General features: G+C 46.8%; 15 protein-coding genes. 2 read left to right on the forward strand and 13 right to left on the reverse strand.

Annotated features, from left to right (window positions below; genetic code table 11):
• Positions 1-24: 24 nt before the first annotated feature.
• From LPA02S_RS02410 to LPA02S_RS02470, 13 genes are all read right to left on the reverse strand, one after another.
• Positions 25-546, reverse strand: coding sequence for a GNAT family N-acetyltransferase (locus LPA02S_RS02410; RefSeq protein ID WP_054648307.1), 522 nt, complete (start codon positions 544-546; stop codon positions 25-27).
• Between the two features lie 194 nt (positions 547-740).
• A complete protein-coding gene (locus LPA02S_RS02415) occupies positions 741-2,192 on the reverse strand; it encodes an NCS2 family permease (protein ID WP_056956104.1) in 1,452 nt (483 codons plus the stop codon).
• 165 nt (positions 2,193-2,357) lie between these two features.
• On the reverse strand, positions 2,358-3,314 hold the full coding sequence (locus LPA02S_RS02420; RefSeq protein ID WP_056956103.1) for a LacI family DNA-binding transcriptional regulator: 957 nt from the start codon (positions 3,312-3,314) through the stop codon (positions 2,358-2,360).
• 168 nt (positions 3,315-3,482) lie between these two features.
• Entirely contained in the window at positions 3,483-4,340 is an 858-nt protein-coding gene (locus LPA02S_RS02425; protein ID WP_054648309.1) for a sugar ABC transporter permease, read from the reverse strand.
• Positions 4,341-4,345: 5 nt separating this feature from the next.
• Positions 4,346-5,704 (reverse strand): carbohydrate ABC transporter permease, encoded by a 1,359-nt coding sequence (locus tag LPA02S_RS02430; RefSeq protein ID WP_054648311.1) that lies wholly within the window; start codon positions 5,702-5,704, stop codon positions 4,346-4,348.
• Between the two features lie 58 nt (positions 5,705-5,762).
• Positions 5,763-6,992 carry an extracellular solute-binding protein gene (locus LPA02S_RS02435; protein ID WP_056956102.1) on the reverse strand — a complete coding sequence of 410 codons (1,230 nt, stop codon included), beginning with the start codon at positions 6,990-6,992 and terminating at the stop codon, positions 5,763-5,765.
• 48 nt (positions 6,993-7,040) lie between these two features.
• On the reverse strand, positions 7,041-8,663 hold the full coding sequence (locus LPA02S_RS02440; protein WP_056956101.1) for an alpha-glucosidase: 1,623 nt from the start codon (positions 8,661-8,663) through the stop codon (positions 7,041-7,043).
• 44 nt (positions 8,664-8,707) lie between these two features.
• The gene (locus tag LPA02S_RS02445; RefSeq protein ID WP_056956100.1) at positions 8,708-9,835 is read right to left on the reverse strand and encodes an ABC transporter ATP-binding protein; all 1,128 of its coding nucleotides are present in this window, start codon (positions 9,833-9,835) and stop codon (positions 8,708-8,710) included.
• Complete coding sequence (gene pgmB / locus LPA02S_RS02450; protein WP_056956099.1) at positions 9,828-10,520, reverse strand: beta-phosphoglucomutase; 693 nt, start codon at positions 10,518-10,520, stop codon at positions 9,828-9,830. Before pgmB ends, LPA02S_RS02445 begins: the two co-directional genes overlap by 8 nt.
• Complete coding sequence (locus LPA02S_RS02455) at positions 10,513-12,777, reverse strand: glycoside hydrolase family 65 protein (protein ID WP_056956098.1); 2,265 nt, start codon at positions 12,775-12,777, stop codon at positions 10,513-10,515. The genes pgmB and LPA02S_RS02455 overlap by 8 nt, the downstream gene beginning before the upstream one ends.
• A 111-nt stretch (positions 12,778-12,888) precedes the next feature.
• Complete coding sequence (locus LPA02S_RS02460; RefSeq protein WP_056956097.1) at positions 12,889-14,631, reverse strand: glycoside hydrolase family 13 protein; 1,743 nt, start codon at positions 14,629-14,631, stop codon at positions 12,889-12,891.
• A gap of 4 nt (positions 14,632-14,635) precedes the next feature.
• Positions 14,636-16,303, reverse strand: coding sequence for an alpha-glucosidase (locus LPA02S_RS02465; RefSeq protein WP_056956096.1), 1,668 nt, complete (start codon positions 16,301-16,303; stop codon positions 14,636-14,638).
• A 265-nt stretch (positions 16,304-16,568) separates the two neighbouring features.
• The gene (locus tag LPA02S_RS02470; RefSeq protein WP_056956095.1) at positions 16,569-17,132 is read right to left on the reverse strand and encodes a TetR/AcrR family transcriptional regulator; all 564 of its coding nucleotides are present in this window, start codon (positions 17,130-17,132) and stop codon (positions 16,569-16,571) included.
• Positions 17,133-17,445: 313 nt separating this feature from the next.
• On the opposite strand from LPA02S_RS02470, the gene LPA02S_RS11865 reads away from it, so the two are divergent.
• Together LPA02S_RS11865 and LPA02S_RS02475 are read left to right on the forward strand one after the other, a co-directional pair.
• Positions 17,446-17,571, forward strand: coding sequence for a hypothetical protein (locus tag LPA02S_RS11865; RefSeq protein ID WP_263849703.1), 126 nt, complete (start codon positions 17,446-17,448; stop codon positions 17,569-17,571).
• A 16-nt stretch (positions 17,572-17,587) separates the two neighbouring features.
• Positions 17,588-19,282, forward strand: a complete 1,695-nt coding sequence (locus tag LPA02S_RS02475) for an oleate hydratase (protein ID WP_054648313.1) — start codon at positions 17,588-17,590, stop codon at positions 19,280-19,282.
• The last annotated feature ends 146 nt before the right edge of the window (positions 19,283-19,428 follow it).

A 19,428-nucleotide genomic window follows, 5' to 3' on the forward strand; every position in this document is an offset into this window, starting at 1 on the left:
ACCCCCGTTCATCATCAATCTAAGCTAAAACATATACTGTTCGTCATGCATAATTTTGCTGGCGTCCAAAACCAGGTGCTGGCCCTCAGGCGCAAAGTGGTGCTGCTGAAACAGCGCCGCATCCGTGGACCGCACAATTTGCTCAGCCGTTAACCACTGGAGCTCCAATTCGTGCACCGCAAACCCCAGCATTCGGGGTAACACCTCCGCCATCACTGCCGGATTGGTGTCCGCCAGCGTAGCAAGACGCACCGACGCCGTCATGCGTTGCTCGTCCACGTTGAACAAACCAAAGGTGCCCATCAGTCGGCCAGTGGCCCGATCCTGCACGCCATAGAGTAGCGCCTGGTTGCGCATCACCAGCGCCATGGCGCGGTTAACGTAGTGAGCGGTGTCGCCAATCACGGTGTCAACCGGCCGCTCCTGACCACGAGCAATTTCAGGATCCTGCCGCAGTGCAAATACTTCTTTGAGTTTGGCCATGGTCAGCCAGTCCATCGTGTAGTGCACCGACATAATTGGGTGATACTTCTCAAAGATGGCCACAACGCCACCCCCTGTCTACTTACTTTACTATTGTATTTTAACACGTAGGTCCACCAAGGGCCGCCAACCACCAGCCAAATTGTCAGGCAAATCCCTTCCCCAGTCCCAACGCACCTAAAAGGGTCACCCGACATTCGCCAGGTGACCCCCAATAATGATGCGCATATTTCAAGTAAACGAGCCTAACTAATTAGTTAGAGAATGGCCAATACAATGAAGTTAAGTATAAACCCAATCGTCACCACACCCAACATTGGGTGAATCTCACGCACTTTACCTTCAATAATCTTAATCAGGCAGTAGAAGATGAAGCCGGCCGCAATCCCGTAAGAAATGTTGTAAATAAGTCCCATGACTACGGAGGCCATGAACGACGGGATAGCTTCGGAGAGGTCACTCCAGTTGATTTCCTTGAGACTAGAAGCCATCATGACCCCAACCAGAATCAGGGCTGGTGCTACGGCTTCCGTCGGTACGATGGAAATAATCGGTGCAAACAGGCCCGAAATAACGAACAGGATGGCAACGGTCACACTGGTCAGCCCGGTACGGCCACCAGCACCAATCCCCGCAGCACTTTCAATATAGGTCGTCGTGTTGGATGTACCAAAGACGGCGCCAATACTTGTGGCCACGGAGTCTGCCACCAACGCTTTGTCCAACCGGGTCGCAAAGCCCTTAGTCGTTTCCAGTTCGTGAATTTCCTCGTCGGTAAAAATACCGCTGCGGTGACCAGTACCGATAAACGTCCCAATTGTATCAAACGTATCGGAGAAGCAGAAGGCAAAGATGGTCATCAACGTCAGGAGAATATGGCTACTATTGCTAAACAGCGTGCCAAATCCGGCATGACTAAATGCGGCGCCAAACGTGGTACCTAGCTGGTGAATGGACGAACCCAGGGAGTTGCTAGAAGCAAAGCTCAGGTCAGTCACGCCCATGGGGATCCCAATAATTGTGGTTGCAATGATACTAATCATGACGGCCCCGGGTACCTTTTTCACCACGAGAATGGTCATGATGATCAACCCAATCAGTGCGAGCAAAGCACCAGACTGCGTAAAGCTAGTCAACGCGGGTACGATACCGCCGCCAGTGACCACGCTAGTCACACCCTTCACCGCTGCGTGCGCATTGTACGCCTTGTCGTTAATGGACAAAATGTCGGATGAATCGGAAGTGAATTGGAGGAACCCAGCGTTTTTCAACCCTATGTAGGCAACAAATACCCCGATACCACCACTAATGGCATGCTGCATAACCTGTGGGATTGCCGCAATAATGGTCTTCCGAATGCTGGTGACGGTAATCAAAATGTTGATCAGGCCACAAATGAACACGAGGGCCAGCGCCTGTTGCCAGGAGTAGCCGAGCGCAAAGACGACGGTGTAAGTAAAGAAGGCGTTGAGCCCCATCCCTGGTGCCAGGGCGTAGGGTACGTTGGCAAACAGCCCCATAACCAGGGTCCCCGTAGCACTGGCAATAATGGTTGCCAGGAAGACGGCCTGGGATGGCATCCCCGTCAAGGAGAGCAACTGGGGGTTAACAAAAAGAATGTATGACATGGCAAAGAATGTAGTGAATCCAGCCAAAATTTCGGTACCAACGGACGTATTGTACGTCTTTAGCTTAAAAAAGTGTTCCATTACGTGCTCCTTTTCCTCTTGATGGCATCATTCTACGATTAATCATGAACAATTGCAATGGCTACGTTGCATTTGTTCGGATAATCACGAACGTTATTAAACGACCATAAGCAAAAACCCACCAGTTTTAAAGCCGGTGGGCGATTTAGTAATAATCCTGTTTAATTAGTTTCTAGTTGTGCCACGTTTTACTAACTCCGGACTTACCAATAACTCTCCTTGCTGCGCCCCACTTTGAGCAATTTTTTGTATCAACATGCGTGCTAACAATTCGCCGAGCTTCTGCACTGGCTGTTTAACCGTCGTTAATTGAGGATTAGCCACTTGATCCAGAAAAACACCATCAAACCCGATAACCGCAAAATCGTTGGGTATATTACCGCCGTTTTGGATGATAGCCCTCTCGACACCGATTGCTAAACGGTCGGATGCACAAATAAAGCACGTATTACGAGCAAACTTACGCCAATTATCGTTGACGAATGCTTGTGATTGATGGCTGTGGTTCCCCATGCGATGTATCTTGGGCACTATTTTATGCTGTTGGAGCGTATTAATGTATCCTGCTTCCCGAGAGTATTCAAACGACTCTTTTACGTCAATACCAATAAATATCACGGACTGATAACTTTTAGCTAAGGCGTACGCAGTCGCTAAAGCAGTGCCTTCCTTGTTGTCAGTATCAATGAAGTCATATCCATTGTGATTCTCGCCAAAAATAACTGTCGGCTGCGACAGGCTGTCAATTAAGGGGATGTCTTCTGACCGCGCGCCGGTCACAATGAAACCATCGGCAACATTGCCAACGCTAAGACGAGCCCGATCCGTAACCAGTTGCAAGGCATATCCTTTGCGATCCAGCCCCTTAGCAACCCCAAAAAGAAGACTCATATAGTACGGCTCAGTAGTATCAATATCCTCCAGAATGGCAACTTTAATTACATTCGTGCGGTTATTCGCTAACGCCTTAGCCACTGAGTTTGGTTGGTAATTTAAAGCAATGATGGCGTCCTCAACCAACTGCTTAAGTTCAGGTGTAACTTGTTCGGGATGATTAATAACACGAGAAACTGTCATCTTAGAAACGTTTGCTTGCTTTGCTACATCAGAAAGCGTAACCATATGGGCCCCCTCAATCACACACTAACAGTAATATATCCATCATAATATACTTTGCTTAAAATCTAACACCATATCTTCGGGCAATACCCTAACACCCCAAAAAGGATTCGATTAACATATCGAATCCTCATTGGTGCCTATCATTACTCGCTAACATAACATAAATAATTAGCCTTTATCTGCACCAGCGGTTATGCCGTTAACATAGAACTTCTGCATAACTACAAACAGAATAGTAATTGGTATTGCGATAATTACACAGCCTGCAATAAACCAAGTGAAGTAGGCGGTTGAAGTACCCTTTGTTGCATGGACCATGTTGTACAAGCCGTATGCGATCGTATACGTCTTTGAATTACCAGAACTGGAGAGAATGATTCCCGAGAAAATGAAGTCCGTCCATGGTGCGATAAACGCAGTCAATGCAGTATATACAATGATTGGTTTGGACATCGGCAACCCAATGTGGACAAAGACTTGCCACCGTGATGCCCCATCAATTTCAGCAGCTTCATCGATTGAACGCGGGATAGTATCGAAAAAGCCCTTGGCAATGTAGAATCCTAAACCTGCACCACCAACATAAACCAGAATCAAGCCCACCAGATTCAGCATATCGAAGCTCTTCAAGATGTAGTAGAGCGCAATCATGGACATGAATCCTGGAAACATCCCCAGTATTAGCGCAATTTGCAGGTACGGTTTCCGAAAACGAAAACGTAGGCGGGACAACGCATATGCTACAGAAATTGTGACAAACGTCGACAGAATCATGGATACAATCGACACAAACAGAGTGTTGCGAATCCAATAAACAAACGGGAATTGGTCACTAGTGAAAATGCCAATATAATTACTAAGCGTAAACTGCTTAGGCCAAATCGTCGAAACGAAACCTGTGTCGTTGTATGAAAAGCTGGCCAACACAATCCAAACAATCGGGAAAATCCAAACAATCGCCAGCACAGCTAGTAATACGTACCGAAGGATGAGCGATAGCCGCCGTTTTGCATGATATGATGACATTTTAATCACCCCTCCTTAAATGCGTTTGTACGCCGGTAAGCAAACAGGGACACCGTAGCACTGATGATGAAAATTAGAATGCCTAACACCGCCGATGCGTTATATCTTTGTGTTTGTCCAAATACCAGGTTGTACAGCCAAGTAACCAGTAAATCAGTATCACCAGCACCGTTGTAGCTGTTATTCATTGGATACCCACCAGTGAGCAGGAATATTACGTTAAAGTTGTTGATGTTGCCGATAAATTGCTGAATCAATGCCGGCGCCATCACAAACAAAATTTGCGGGAATGTAATCCGACGGAAAATCTGGAATGGATTGGCGCCATCCATTCGCGCGGCTTCAATCTGATCTTGTGGCAAGTTCTGGATAATCGCGGTTGAGGTTAACATTGATACCGGAATACCAATCCACATGTTAACAACAATAACTGTAATACGCGCCACTGTGGCATTGGCCGAGGCACCAATAAAGTTAATTGGGTGCGCAATCCAGCCCCAATTCATCAGTACCGTGTTGAGCGGCCCTTGTAAGTCTAGAAATTGTGCCATCATCAATAGCGAAACAAATTGCGGTACGGCGTACACAATTACAAAGATTGTCCGCCACAAGCCCTTACGCTTGATACCCCTTGATTCAATTAACAGCGCAAGTAAGACACCGAAGAAGAACGTGGTCGCCGTTGCGGCAACCGCCCAAACCAGCGTCCAACCCAACACAGGGAAGAACGTGCCGGCCAAATCACCGGTTAGAACGTTGCCAAAAGCTTTAAAGCCCGTCCAGGAGAAACCAATTGGATGTTTGGAATCATAGTTCGTGAAGGCCATTGAAATCATATAAAGCGTTGGTAACACGGTGAATGCCATTACTCCGAGTATTGGAATGCTCATCAAAGTGATGTGTAGTTTGCTATCCAGCAAGGAGCTCAGTTGTTCCTTGTTGGTGGGAACATGTGTCCCATCACGATTCTGAACATACAGTGTGCGTAATGATTTCAAGCTAGTCACATACAGAAATACCATTGCTAATAGCAGGATTACCGCTAGGACACCAAATAGTAGAATGACAACGGAATTATCCGGTAATTTGGTAATATACACACCTTGAGACTGATTGTAGACAACCCGCTTGGTCTTATTCACACCCAACGTTGTCAACATGCTCAGTGTGCTAATCCCGCTAAACACAAACCAGAGTAGAAAGACTATTTCGGTACCTAGGTACGCGAACCCCTTCGCCCATTGCTTATTCTTGATCTGCGCCAGGCCCATGAACACAAAGGATAGCTTTGTGTACTGGTCGCCATTACGCCACACTTCTTTATACGTCGCCGCAGGAGGTAAAGTATTTTTCTTTCTAAACATAACTTCTCCTTACTAAGGCCTCAAGCAACCGTTAAAGGTGCTTTTACACCCTCAACTACTAGTTCTTTTGCGAGATAGCCTTTTGGAAAGTTTCCAGCTTAGTGCTGTATTGGCTTGCCTTAATTGAACCAGTGTATGCACCATTAATCAGTGGGGCAGAGAGGTTCCAGAATGTTGCCATCTGACTCATCTTTGGCTGAAGGACTGAATATCCAGTTTGGGACATCGTCATCACTGCTTGGGCCTCAGGATCCGACTTCAACTGACTGCTCTTTTGTGCCGTCTTGTCGACAGGAATTTGACCAGAGTGCTTGTAAACGGTTAGCTGAGACTGCTTGTTGGTGATGTACTGTGCCAAAGCTGCGGCAGCCTTTTGGTTCTTGGTAGCCGTGTGCGCATTAACGGCAAATGTTTCGATACCCTTGAACGCTTGCATCTGTACTTTCTTACCGTTAATCGTAATAGTTGGATATGGTGCTACCGCGTAGTTCTTACCCAGAATCTTCTTGATGTTAGCAGCATCCCAAGGACCATCGAGTGTGGCAGCGGCATTGCCGGACTTCAACTGGTTTAGCGCATTAGACGTTTGCATAACATTCTTATTGCTCTTTTGCTGAGCAAGCCAGGTCATAGCCGCAACACCTTTAGAATTGGCAACGTTTGTTCCATTCAGAGTCTCGCCATTCTTACCATATAGGTAAGTTCCTGCACTGAAGAATACCGGGTAATAGTTATAAGCATTCGTAAAGTCTGTGGCGACTACGCCCTTAGAAGTGAGTGTGTCCCAATCCTTAACATCTTCAGCGGATAGCTTAGATTTGTTATAAAACAGCGTCTGAACTTGTTCATAAACAGGATAGGCATACATCTTACCCTTCCAAGTCACACCTTTAGCTGCATCGGCAACATTATGCTTTTTAACGTAACTAGATGCACTTGGTGATAATGGATTAATATAGCCTTGATTAGCCATGGATCCCAGCTGATCGTTTGGTACTTCGAATACATCTGCAGCCTTGGATGGATCCTTAGCTACGTCGGTTTTGGCGTTAGCTGAACCGTTCGGGCTCTGCGTAACCTTGACGGTAACGTCTGGATATTCCTTGTTGAATTTTTTGACGATACTCTTAAAGTATGAAACCTGGGTGGTGTCGACCCAAAGTTTAACAGTCCCAGTGGTCTTTGTACTGCTGCTACTGTCCGAGTTGGACGACTTCCCACAAGCAGCGAGTACCGTTGCCGCAATAAGTGCTGTGCTCCCTAACGCAATCTTTTGCCATAACTTCATGATATTATTCCTCCCAACGGAATCTTATAATTTGCCGAATTAAATAACTTAAACAATAATAGCTGCAAATGCTTGATATGGCGCTAATTCTGCATTTTGTAAATCATCGGGGATCGTGTCGATGTTGTTAAGCAACACTTTTTTAATCTGATCCTCAGTTTTAAAGAACTGCTTATGCCCAGAAAGATTGGCTACTACCAGCCAACGCTCATCACCCAAAACACGGTGATATGCCATCACTTCAGGTACAGTATGATTAATTAAATCAAAACTACCTTTCACTACAATTGGATTATTGTGGCGGAGCCGTATCAACTGTTGATAGGTACTAAACACGGAGTTTGAATCCGCACGAGCCGCTGCCACATTAATTGCGTGAAAGTTGTTATTAACATGGAGCCAAGGCTTGCCGGCACTAAACCCCGCGTATGCACTCTCGTTCCACTGCATAGGGGTGCGGGCGTTGTCGCGACCCTTGACATTAATTGATTGAATAATTTCTGCTTTACTATAACCGCTCGCTATCCGTTCACGATACATATTGACACTTTCAACGTCATTAACTTCATCTATCGAGGAAATCGGGTAATTAGTCATACCAATTTCTTCGCCTTGATAGATGTATGGCGTTCCGCGCAGTAGATGGAGCAAAATAGCAAACATTTTTGCGGAACGAACACGATACTTTTGGTCGTCGCCCCATCGTGAAACAATTCGTGGTAAGTCATGGTTGTTCCAAAATAGACTATTCCAACCATGCGCATAATCGAGTTGTTCCTGCCACTTAGTTAGGACTTGCTTCAACTCCACGGGACGAAACTTTCTCAAATCCCATTTTTCCTTACCGGGCTGCTGATCTATCTGCATGGCCTCAAACTGAAAAACCATCGATAACTCTTCACGTCTTGGATCTGAGTATTGTTGTGCAATTTTGGGCGTAGCCCCCCAAGTCTCACCGACCGTCATCAGGTCATGAGGCCCAAACGTTTTACCATGCATTTCCTTCAGATACTGGTGTAAAGAGGGCCCGTTTTCGCGAATCTCTAGATCAGGGTCCTTACCAATCAAGTCAATAACGTCCATCCGAAAACCACCGATACCCTTATCAATCCAAAAATTCATCATCTGATAAATAGCGTTACGTACTTGAGGATTTGACCAATTAAGGTCTGGTTGTCCTGGGCCAAAAAAGTGTAGATAATATTGACCAGTTTTTTTATCAAATTGCCAGGCAGATCCAGAAAATGTTGATGTTAATTGATTAGGCTCGTGCCCATCCACCGGGTCCCGCCAAATGTAAAAATCGCGGTAAGGACTGTCTCGTGAACTACGCGAACTCAAAAACCATTCGTGCTGGTCGGAAGTATGGTTGACCACTAAATCCATTACGATACGAATGTGTCGTTTGCGTGCTTCACTAATAAATTGATCCATATCAGCCATGGTACCGAATTGCGGGTCTATGGCCTCGTAATTTGCAATATCATAACCGTTATCCTCGCCTGGCGATTGATACACGGGGCTCAACCAGATAGCATCAATCCCTAGTTGCTGTAAATAATCCAGGCGACTAATTATCCCTGGAATATCGCCAACACCATCGCCATTACTATCTTGAAATGATTTCGGATAAATCTGATAAATAACTGCCGATTGCCACCAAGGCTGCATGCGCATCATCCTCCCATCGAAACAAGTTCCAGTCTCCAAGTACCCTACCCTTCCAGTGGAACCGGGTCCTTAGTAATGGCCATTGTTGTTTCCTTGTCAAAGAAGTGCGCCTTATTAATATCAAACCCGACCTTAACCTGGTCACCAGGATTATGGAAATCACGCGCATTAACGTTTGCGATGTATTCCGTGTCATCAGACTTTAGGTAAAGTTGCTCTGTCGCGCCTAATAATTCCGAAACGGAGACCACAGAATTGACAATTGCATCGGGCCAAGTTTCTAGAAAGGCTTGCTCCGAATGAATGTCTTCAGGACGAATCCCAAAGATTATCTCCTTACCGTCGTAACCCTGATCATCCAGAATTCGCGCCCGGCCCGCTGGAACCTTTAACTGGATGGTCTTACCATCCGACACCATACCATTGCTATACCGCATGTTGAAGAAGTTCATTGAGGGGCTACCCATAAACCCGGCAACAAACTGATTGCGGGGATTTTCGTAAACCTGGGCGGGTGTACCAATTTGCTGTACGTGCCCAACCGACATAACCACCACCCGATCAGCCATCGTCATCGCTTCGGTTTGATCATGAGTAACGTAGATAGTCGTCGTGTTGAGTCGCTGATGTAATTTGGCAATCTCAGCACGCATAGAGACCCGTAATTTTGCATCAAGGTTAGACAAAGGTTCATCCATAAGGAAGATTGGTGCGTCACGGACTATTGCCCGGCCTAAAGCTACACGTTGCCTTTGCCCACCAGATAACGCAGAGGGTTTGCGTTGCAGAAAGTCGGTTAGGCCTAGTATATTTGCCGCGTTTTGTACACGTTGATCAATATCCGCCTTCTTGTAGTGACGAAGCTTCAAGCCAAACGCCATGTTGTCATACACGCTCATATGCGGGTAAAGTGCATAACTTTGAAAAACCATGGCGATATTACGATCCTTGGGTGCAACGTCATTCATCACCTGACTATCGATGTTTAGCTCACCCTTGCTAATGTCCTCTAGGCCTGCAATCATCCGCAAAGTTGTTGACTTACCACATCCAGAAGGCCCAACAAAGACGATAAATTCTTTGTCTTTAATGTGCAGGTCAAAATCCTCCACAGAATAATCCTCAGCATCGTCGTATTTTTTGTATAGGTGGTCCAAATCAATTTCAACCATGTATTTGCCTGCTTTCTTTGCCATTATTTCGACTATCAAAGTTAGCTATAATGTCGCTAAGCCTTAAATCTCCAGTCGTTGGCACCACGTAGTCAGCCTGTCGTAAAACATGTTTGTTGCCAATACCAACCGCAAATTGCCCCGCACCCTTAATAGCCTGTACACCAACCACTGCATCCTCAAACGCAGTTACTTCGGTAGCTCTCAAGTGTAGTAGCTGTTGGGCCCGCTCATAAATTTCAGGATCAGGTTTACCGTGAATCAGAGTTGCAGGGTCTACCACACCCGCAAACAAATCTGCAATGCCCAACTGATTGAGAATAATCGGCGCATTTCGTGACGCGGAAGCTATGGCCATCCTCAAGCCAGCGCCCTGGGCATCCGCCAACAAGTCTGTAATTCCTGGAAGGATGTCCTGCGGTGTCATCGCCCGGATTAAATGCAAGTAAATTCTGTTTTTTGTATCCATAAACTCTTTTTTTTGCTGTTCAGAATAATACTGCTGGTTTCCAAACTTTAGAATCACGTTAAGCGAGTCTAACCTGGAACGTCCCCGTAACTCATCATTAGCGGACTCAGGCAACGTAATATTTAACTTCTTGGCCAGCTCGCCCCATGCTTGTAAGTGATACTTTGCCGAATCTGTTAATACACCATCTAAATCAAATAACAAGCCTTTAAGCATGGACATCCCCCCTCTCCAAGTGGACAATCTGGCCGTTGAGTTCAACATCCAGTTCATCACCGCTAAGTAGTTCTACTTGTGTTTTCTCAGCTGTAACGTCCACCGCCAGTAATCGACCACGGTAATTCAGTTTAAAGGAATAATGCGTCCACCCATGTGGAATAAACGGCTTGAACCTCAATTGATTGTGATCATAGCGCATACCTGCGAACCCTTGAACAATAGCTAACCACGATCCGGTCATTGACGTAATGTGTAAACCATCCGTAGTGTCATTATTATAATTATCAAGATCTAGCCGGGCCGTCCTGGCATATAATTCCACCGCCTTGTCCTGCTTCCCCAACTCTGCCGCTAATATTGAGTGAACGGATGCGCTGAGTGAACTCTCATGTACCGTTAACGGTTCGTAGAAATCATAATTACGTTCCTTTTGATCCAAAGTAAATCGGTCATTCAGGAAGTATATCCCCTGTAACACGTCAGCCTGCTTAATAAACGGACTGCGGAGGATACGGTCCCAGGACCAGTGCTGATTAATTGGCCGTTCATCCTCGGGAATACTACTAGCCGGTCGGAGTTCTTTATCCAGAAAGGTATCGTTTTGTAAAAAAATACCCAGCTTTTTGTCCTCTGGAAAGTACATGTTGTCCACAATGTCTCGCCAATATGCCTGCTCTTCATCGGTGACGGCCAACCCTTGCATTACATCGTGATCAGCATGGGGAATTCTGGCTAGTGTGTATTGCAGAACCCAAGCAGCCATTGTGTTGGTATACCAGTTATTGTTGACATTATTCTCGTACTCGTTTGGCCCGGTAACACCGTGAATCATGTACTTGTGTTGATGTTGACTATAGTGGACACGATCCGCCCAAAAACGGCTGATTGCCACCAAAACTTCAATACCATCATGGTTAACGTAGCTTTCATCTCCGGTATATGCGGTGTACTGATAAATCGCAAAGGCAACTGCCGCGTTACGATGAATTTCTTCGAATGTTATTTCCCACTCGTTATGACACTCAATCCCGTTGAAGGTAACCATTGGGAACAAGGCTCCCTTTAATCCCTGCTGTCTGGCATTGTGATAGGCTCCGGGTAATTGATCATGGCGATACTGCAGTAATCCACGCGTTACCTGTGGTTGGGCAACTGCTAGGTACATCGGCACAACGTATGCCTCAGTATCCCAGTATGTAGCCCCGCCATACTTTTCACCCGTAAACCCCTTAGGACCAACATTTAGTCTTTCATCCTCACCGTGATAAGTCATAAATAATTGTGCGATGTTAAATCTAATACCTTGTTGCGCGGCCTCATCGCCATCAATAACCACATCACTTGCAGACCAGCGGCTTCCCCACACTGCCGTGTGCTCCGTTAAGTTTTCAGTGAACGATTTAGCTTGTAGCTCATACATAAGCTCAGCAGCACGTTCAACCTGCTCGTCGGGTACTACATCACGACTGGTAATCACGATGACATCCTTCTCGATGCGGACGGATTGACCAGCCTGCAGGGTATCCTCCCAGTTCTCGCTAATAATACCCGTGGCCGTTTTAACGTCACCATTATATGCAGCTCCGTTCAACCGCAAATGCTGCTTAAGTAAAACGGTAAACCGGGGTACACCGTAAGGATTAGGCTTGGTCACCATTTGAATGGTATGTTCATTGCCATCTTCACTAATTGGTTGCCAGAAACGGTCGCCATAATTGCTATCTTCGTTAGTGACGTTACCATCCAAACTGGCATCAAGCTTAATGGTTGCCTGTCCCGCAAGCACATCCGCCTTAACCTCAATTAACGCCGCCTCTTTGATAACATTGCTTAGAAAACGGCGAAACGTAAATCGAACTTTTGTGTCATTACCCACATAGATAAAACTCCGCGAGAGCAATCCTTGATGTAAATCGAGTGTTAACGAAAAGTTCTGGTAAGAATCCTGCGCGAGATCCACTTTGTGACCATTAACAACCAACTTCATGTCAATAAAACTGGGTGCATTGATTACCTTGCCAAAGTATTTGGGATAACCATTCTTCCACCACCCGACAACCGTTTTATCTGGAAACCATACCCCGCCTAGGTAGGTGCCTTGTAATTTATCGCCGGAGTAGCCTTCCTCAAAGTTACCACGCAAACCCATATAACCATTTCCAATTGCAGTGATACTTTCCTGCAACCGCTTGTCCTCCGGCTTAAGTTCATGGCTTTGGATTAGCCATGGATCAACTGAAAAAATTCGTTTCATATCCAACCCTTCACTTTCAAGTGATAACGCTTGTATTCGCTTACAAATGCAATTATGGATTGGCTAGTTTAGTTTTTATACCCCAAAAACTCTGTTACCGCTATCAAAAACTCAAATCACCTCGATGACAAATCCTTTCGGGGCCAGATTCTCCCCGTCGTAACCCTGGGCAAGCTTCGGCTCCATTGACAAGGGAACGGCATTGTTGGTGGTATTGAAATAAGCGGTCAGGTGCGCCGAGCCAACACGCTCAACCTTAATTAAGCCCGTGCTATTTACGCTAAGCCGCGTACTGCCCGTACCCAAAAGTTGAGCATAATCACGCCTAAATTGAACGATCTCATGAACCTTTTGCCAAATAGGTTGGCCTAACTGACTCCAGTCCATTGGCTTACGGCAATCGGGATCGTTATCCCCTGACATCCCCATCTCTGTCCCGTAGTATATGCAGGGCATGCCTGTCTGGGTAAAAATGAATGCCAATGCCTGCAGAGCCCGTTTCTCATCACCACCAGCGACCGTTAATATTCGTGCAGTGTCGTGCGAATCAAGGGTGTTGAGCATGACTTGTGCATTTTGCTGACGATACATCATTAATTGATCAGTCAGTAATTCCACCATGTTCTGTGCCGTCTGCTGACTAGTTAGGAAATGCTCCTCCACCTGTTCCGTAAATGCATAGTTCATTACGCCAGAAAACTGATCACCATTAAGCCAAGGCTGGCTAGAATGCCACACTTCACCAATGACTAGGAAATCTTTTTTACATTGCTGCGTTGCTTGGTAAAAACGCCGCCAAAAATGGTGATCAACCTCGTTTGCAACGTCTAAACGCCAAGCATCAATATCAAACGTCTTAATCCAGTAGGTGGCAATCTCCAACAAGTAGTCCTGCACATCAGGGTTAGCGGTATTCAGCTTTGGCATATGTGGTTCAAATGCGAAAGTATCATACTGTGGATTTCCACCATTATTGCTGGGGTCGTTGAATGGGGTCAGCGGATATGAATTAATATGGAACCAAGATGCAAAACGCGAACTATCGCCATTCTTGAGGACATCCTGCCACTGCAAACTCTGATAACCAATATGATTAAACACGGCGTCCAACATCACCTTCATACCGCGGCGATGAGCCTCATTAACCAACCGTTCAAATAAATCTTTGTCACCAAAGTCAGGATCTATATCAAAATAATCAATTGTGTCGTACTTATGGTTGGATGACGCCTTAAAAATGGGGCAAAAATACAGGCCATTGATTCCTAACCGTTGCAAATCATCTAAATGGTCTAGTACCCCCTGCAAATCACCACCATAGAAATCCTCTCTACCAGGATGATCTTCAGGATTCCAGGGTTTCACACCCTGGGGATCATTGCTTTGATCGCCATTTGCAAACCGCTCCGGGAATATCTGATACCACACCGTAGTTTTAGCCCAATCAGGGGTTTTAACACGGTCAACTTCTTGAAAATATGGTACCCGAAAATTATTTTTTAAACGATTCTCTGCCGTGTCCGCACGAATACCTCGGTCTGAGAGCAAAACGTGTTGTCCATCACTACCCTCAACTGCGAACTGGTACTGTATCCGGTGATAAGGCATTTTTACCCTCAGCGACCAGTAATCGTCCGTTTGCCCTTCACCGACCTTAACCATATCTGCGACCGAATACTTCCACGTAGGCGTAGTCGTCGCTGCGTCGGTGACAGTCATATACGGATCACCGTAGATTAAGCTCACTCGCCGCGCATCCCCTTTAGCGGTGTGCAGGCGAAGTACCAGCAAGTCCTGATCATAAAGAAAACAATCTTCGCTCTCCGGTCTGTGACGAAGTGCTGCAATATTCATACTATTACTCTCCTTTGACTTGTTCCAAAACTACGCCGGCGTATGCGCCCAAGGTTATTTCTTGGCCTTGGAGTTCATAATCGCCGACACTCATCATTCGCCGATACTGATGATATGGCATGGTAACAGTACACTGATCACCACTTAACGAGACCATCACAATTGCGGCCTTTGAGCCTAATTTACGGCTATATGCGTACACCTGACCGCTCGTATCAATCAGTCGATAGTCACCATCCTCAAACAATGGTTGTTTTTTAAGATCAATTAATTGCTGATAAAAGTGGAACATACTGTCCTTATCATGTATCTGGCTAAACACATCAGTCGTATCAACTTCCCGGCCATGGATCCAGGGAGTATGCCTAGAAAAGCCGTGGTTATCCGAATCATCCCAGGGCATTAACCCTCGAGCCGGCAATTTATGAACTAAGGAAGCCATTGCTAAAGCCTCATCTTGTGACATGCCCGCTTCAACACATTTCGAAACAAATGACGCAACCGTTTCGTCATTAAAATCACCAACATTTTGAAATTTCAGATTGTGCAGACCCAATTCATCACCGTAGTAAATAATGGGGATGCCACGCTGTAGATACATCAATAGAGCTAAGCTTCGTGCCTGTGTGGTATTTTCGGCAATTCGTGTGGCAACACGAGCCATATCATGATTACCCCAGTAAAGTACCGGTAAGGAGACAGATTTCAACGTCTCTTGCCATACAACCTGTGTTCGTTTAAATTCGAACCAGTCCATAGCCTTAGGTTGATACTGCGCCGGGATATTAGAGTTAAGCTTGCTTTCATCGTCCGTAAAGTATCGGAACGTAATCACCGCATCCATTAATTTGCTCTGTTGATTAGTGTAATCAGCAGCCAGATTAACGTTTGCTGAGGCGGCTTCGCCCAATAGAAATACATTTGGATAGTCAGTCCTTATACGACTACAAAAGGGGCGTAACCACTCTTGTACTTTCGGTAGATTAGCGAAAAACGGTTCAGCAACAACTGGCTTATTATCTCCACCCAGCACGGGATAGTTTTGGTACAAATCAGCCTTGGCAATATGAATGAACGCATCTAACCGCAGGCCATCAATCCCTTTTTTGAGCCAGAACTCCGCAACATCGCCCATGGATCTCCGTACTTCGGGATTCGCCCAGTTTAAATCGGGCATTTTTTGGTCAAATAAATGGAAGTATGACTGACCACTACCCGCTGGATCAGGAGACCAAACCGATCCACCAAAGAAGCTACCCCAGTTATTAGGGCGATGATTCCCACTACCAGCAAACAAGTAATAATCGCGATAAATGCTATCCTTACTAGTTACCGCGTCCTGAAACCACGGGTGTTGATCAGAGGTATGGTTAAGAACAAAATCCAAAATTATTCTAATTCCGGCCGCATGGAAATCATTGATTAAAGCGTCCATGTCAGCCATAGTGCCCATCGACTCGTCAATGGCAAAATAGTTGGCCACATCGTACCCATTATCAACCTGCGGCGAAACAAAAATTGGGTTCAACCAGACCGCAGTAATCCCCAGTCTCTTTAAGTATGGAATACGTTGCCGGATACCATTTAAGTCTCCGATACCGTCACCATTACTATCCTGAAACGACTTGGGATATATTTGATAAATTATTGCATGGTTATACCAATCGTTCATATACATCCTCCCTTTTCTAAATACTAGGCTAAACACAGGAGGAAGCGGTTACAATGGCCGGTTACTTGTTACCGGTATCAAAAGATTAATAACAGCGTTCAACTTAGCCGGAAATTAGGCTGCTGTCGTACACAAACGGTGCTATAACCTCAATAAATCACATTCGTAATTATTAGACCAAAAAAAGGGCATATCTCCCTCCAAGTTGTCACCAACAGAATGGCCAGATATGCCAACTACCGTCACTAAAAATATGTAATTAAATCTATACCCCATAAACCGCGTGCCCATTACTAATGGCATTGGCAATGGTGCCATTAAGCACAATCTCGGCTTTTTTGATCATGTCATCCTTGCTCTCTTCCAAATCACTATCTAGCCACTGGACGACCTGCATCACGATTGCCCACGCATAAAAGTCGGTAATGGCGTGGCTGATTTTGGCCGGCGTATTTGCGTCGACGCTAATTACCACCCGTTCCACCATGCCCGTAGCCGCCGAGTATAAAAAGTTTTCCAGCAACTCGCGCGCAACGGACCTTAACGATTCCTGACAGAAATGCTTGTTGTCAACGATGTAATCTAACATCAATTGGTACGCATGCTCCCAGCGGTCAATCTGGGTGTATTGCTGTAATTGCATCAGGATATCCTGTTTGTAAGTCCAACGGAGCAACTCGTAGATATCGTCAAAATGATAGTAAAAGGTATTGCGGTTGATGTGCGCCGCGTTGGCCAATTTACCAATCGTAATGTGATCGAGCGACGTTGTTTCCATCATTTGTTTCAAAGTACGTGCGAGTACGTCCTCAGTTGTTAGCTGGGTCATAAGATTTGCCTCCGTGTTATTAGTACCATTGTAATGCCTCAGCTGTGGCCTGACAAATTGGTCTGGTCCAAACGCTGACTTGTATGGTTAACCGCAAGTGTAACGCTCTTCACTAAATGTAACGCGAACCGAAACAGCACCCGCGGCCATACAAGATAACATCACCAAACTGACGTTATTTTCACCCCTTGTCGGCTTTTAAACAAACATAACCGTTTGTCCATTCATATCTGTCCGGATAGCGCTTACAATGTAAAACGTAGGGTAGGAGCCCGTATGGAACCTGAATAAAGCGATTGGAGCTGGTTTTGCAATGAAGAAAGTATTCGTATTGACCTGCGGCGTGGCCGCACTGGTGGTTACAGCCGTAGTAATTGACAAGCTTGACCTCTGCCATGACGAGGCCGCTGACTACCGGCCGTTTGAACCGGAAGACTAGATTGGGGGGAATAGATATGACCAAAACTAAAGCCATTATGATTGGTGCCGGCCTGGCAAACATGGCCGCCGCCGTGTACCTAATTCAAGAGGCCCACTGGCCGGGCCAAAACATTACCTTTTACTCCCTCGATGACCACGGCAGTAACGACGGTGCGGCAACCAACGACACCACCGACGAATACTGGAACCGCGAGCACCCGATGGAGAACACCAAGGGTTACGTTGCGCGTGGTGGCCGGATGTTAAACTACCGCACCTACGTTGACTTGATGGACCTGCTACAACGCGTTCAATCCGTCACTGAACCCGGCATGACCGCGGCAGAAGACACCCACGACTTTGATAGCAAGCACCGCACCTTTGACAAGGCCCGCCTGCTGCAAGGGGGTAAGGGTATCATCAACGGTGGTCACCTGGGGCTGAACAACCAGGACCGCATCCTGCTCAGCAAGTTGGTCTTGATGCCGGACCGCGACGAGGAACAACTCGACAACGTCTCCATCGCCGAGTACTTCAAGGACGACCCACACATGTTCCAGACTAACTTCTGGTATATGTGGGAAACCACCTTTGCTTTCCGCACACAAAGTTCTGCGCAGGAGCTACGGCGTTACATGCACCAAATGATTTACGAATTTACGCAAATTGAACACCTGGTCGGCGTGAACCGGACGCGTTACAACCAGTACGAAAGCATTATGCTGCCGCTGATTAAGTACCTGCAGGACCAAAACGTGCGGATTGTGCTTGACCGGCGCGTCACCGACTTCGACTTTGCCGAGTCCACCATGCAAGACGAGATTACCGTTACTGGCATCCACATGACGGATGTCAACAGTGGCGAGGAGCAGCACGTGGAGGTTGACGACGACACCGCCGTCATCTTCACCAACGGCTCCATCACCGACTCCGCCACCCAGGGCGATTTCAACACCCCGGCCGCGGAAAACATGGACTACGGCGCTGCCGCTGGGCTGTGGAAGAAAGTCGCGGAGCGGTTCTACAACGTCGGTAACCCCGACAAGTTCTTTGCCGACCGCAACGCCAGTGAGTGGGTCAGCTTCACCCTGACGACCAAGAACCACCTGCTGCTTAACGAAATCAGCCGTATCACGACGCAGGTGCCAGGTAACGCGCTGAACTCGTTCCTGTCCACTAGCCCCATTTCACCTTTGGGTCAGGTTGACGTCAACATGTCCATCGTGGTTCACCACCAGCCGCACTTCACCACGCAAAAGCCGAACGAGACCGTGCTCTGGGGCTACTTCCTGTACCCACGGCGTCACGGTGAGTTTGTCGACAAGCCGTACATCGAAATGAACGGTAAGGAAATGGTCGAAGAGCTGATTGGCCAGTTGAGCAAAGTCGACCCGGGTCCCGGCAACATTCGTGACAAGCATGACGAGATCATGGAGTCCATCATCAACAACATCCCCGTCTACATGCCGTACGCCTCCGCGCTGTTCAACAACCGCGCCAAGAGCGACCGGCCGCTGGTCATCCCGGCCCACTCAACCAACCTCGCCTTCACCGGTGAGTTCGTTGAGCAGCCATACCAGATGATCTTCACCGAGCAAAGTGCCGTTCGTTCCGGCGAGATTGCCGCCTACCACTTTGCTGGTATCCCAATGAGCCACCTCGTAAAGAATCCGCGTTACGACAAGGATCCTCAGGTGCTGCTGCGGGCTACGAAGAAGATGTTCAGCTAACTTTGCTACGTTACACCAGATTACAATGTTACATGCGAAACCACCACGGTGCGGGACCGTGGTGGTTTTGTTGTAGCGTGGGTTATGTGCCCTGCGCTGTATTTGCCGGCAGCGTTGGTTGGGTTGGCGAGTTACGGCTTAGTGGG

Origin of the sequence: Lacticaseibacillus pantheris DSM 15945 = JCM 12539 = NBRC 106106, from assembly GCF_001591865.1 — a bacterium.
Taxonomy (GTDB): Bacteria; Bacillota; Bacilli; order Lactobacillales; family Lactobacillaceae; genus Lacticaseibacillus; species Lacticaseibacillus pantheris.

Coding starts and splice junctions, on each gene's coding strand:
- LPA02S_RS02470 (WP_056956095.1), bottom strand. CDS start 17,132: ATGACCCAGCTAACAACTGAGGACGTACTCGCACGTACTTTGAAACAA.
- LPA02S_RS02455 (WP_056956098.1), bottom strand. CDS start 12,777: ATGAAACGAATTTTTTCAGTTGATCCATGGCTAATCCAAAGCCATGAA.
- LPA02S_RS02445 (WP_056956100.1), bottom strand. CDS start 9,835: ATGGTTGAAATTGATTTGGACCACCTATACAAAAAATACGACGATGCT.
- LPA02S_RS02475 (WP_054648313.1), top strand. CDS start 17,588: ATGACCAAAACTAAAGCCATTATGATTGGTGCCGGCCTGGCAAACATG.
- LPA02S_RS02460 (WP_056956097.1), bottom strand. CDS start 14,631: ATGAATATTGCAGCACTTCGTCACAGACCGGAGAGCGAAGATTGTTTT.
- LPA02S_RS02465 (WP_056956096.1), bottom strand. CDS start 16,303: ATGAACGATTGGTATAACCATGCAATAATTTATCAAATATATCCCAAG.
- LPA02S_RS02415 (WP_056956104.1), bottom strand. CDS start 2,192: ATGGAACACTTTTTTAAGCTAAAGACGTACAATACGTCCGTTGGTACC.
- pgmB (WP_056956099.1), bottom strand. CDS start 10,520: ATGCTTAAAGGCTTGTTATTTGATTTAGATGGTGTATTAACAGATTCG.
- LPA02S_RS02440 (WP_056956101.1), bottom strand. CDS start 8,663: ATGCAGCCTTGGTGGCAATCGGCAGTTATTTATCAGATTTATCCGAAA.
- LPA02S_RS02425 (WP_054648309.1), bottom strand. CDS start 4,340: ATGTCATCATATCATGCAAAACGGCGGCTATCGCTCATCCTTCGGTAC.
- LPA02S_RS11865 (WP_263849703.1), top strand. CDS start 17,446: ATGAAGAAAGTATTCGTATTGACCTGCGGCGTGGCCGCACTGGTGGTT.
- LPA02S_RS02420 (WP_056956103.1), bottom strand. CDS start 3,314: ATGGTTACGCTTTCTGATGTAGCAAAGCAAGCAAACGTTTCTAAGATG.
- LPA02S_RS02435 (WP_056956102.1), bottom strand. CDS start 6,992: ATGAAGTTATGGCAAAAGATTGCGTTAGGGAGCACAGCACTTATTGCG.
- LPA02S_RS02430 (WP_054648311.1), bottom strand. CDS start 5,704: ATGTTTAGAAAGAAAAATACTTTACCTCCTGCGGCGACGTATAAAGAA.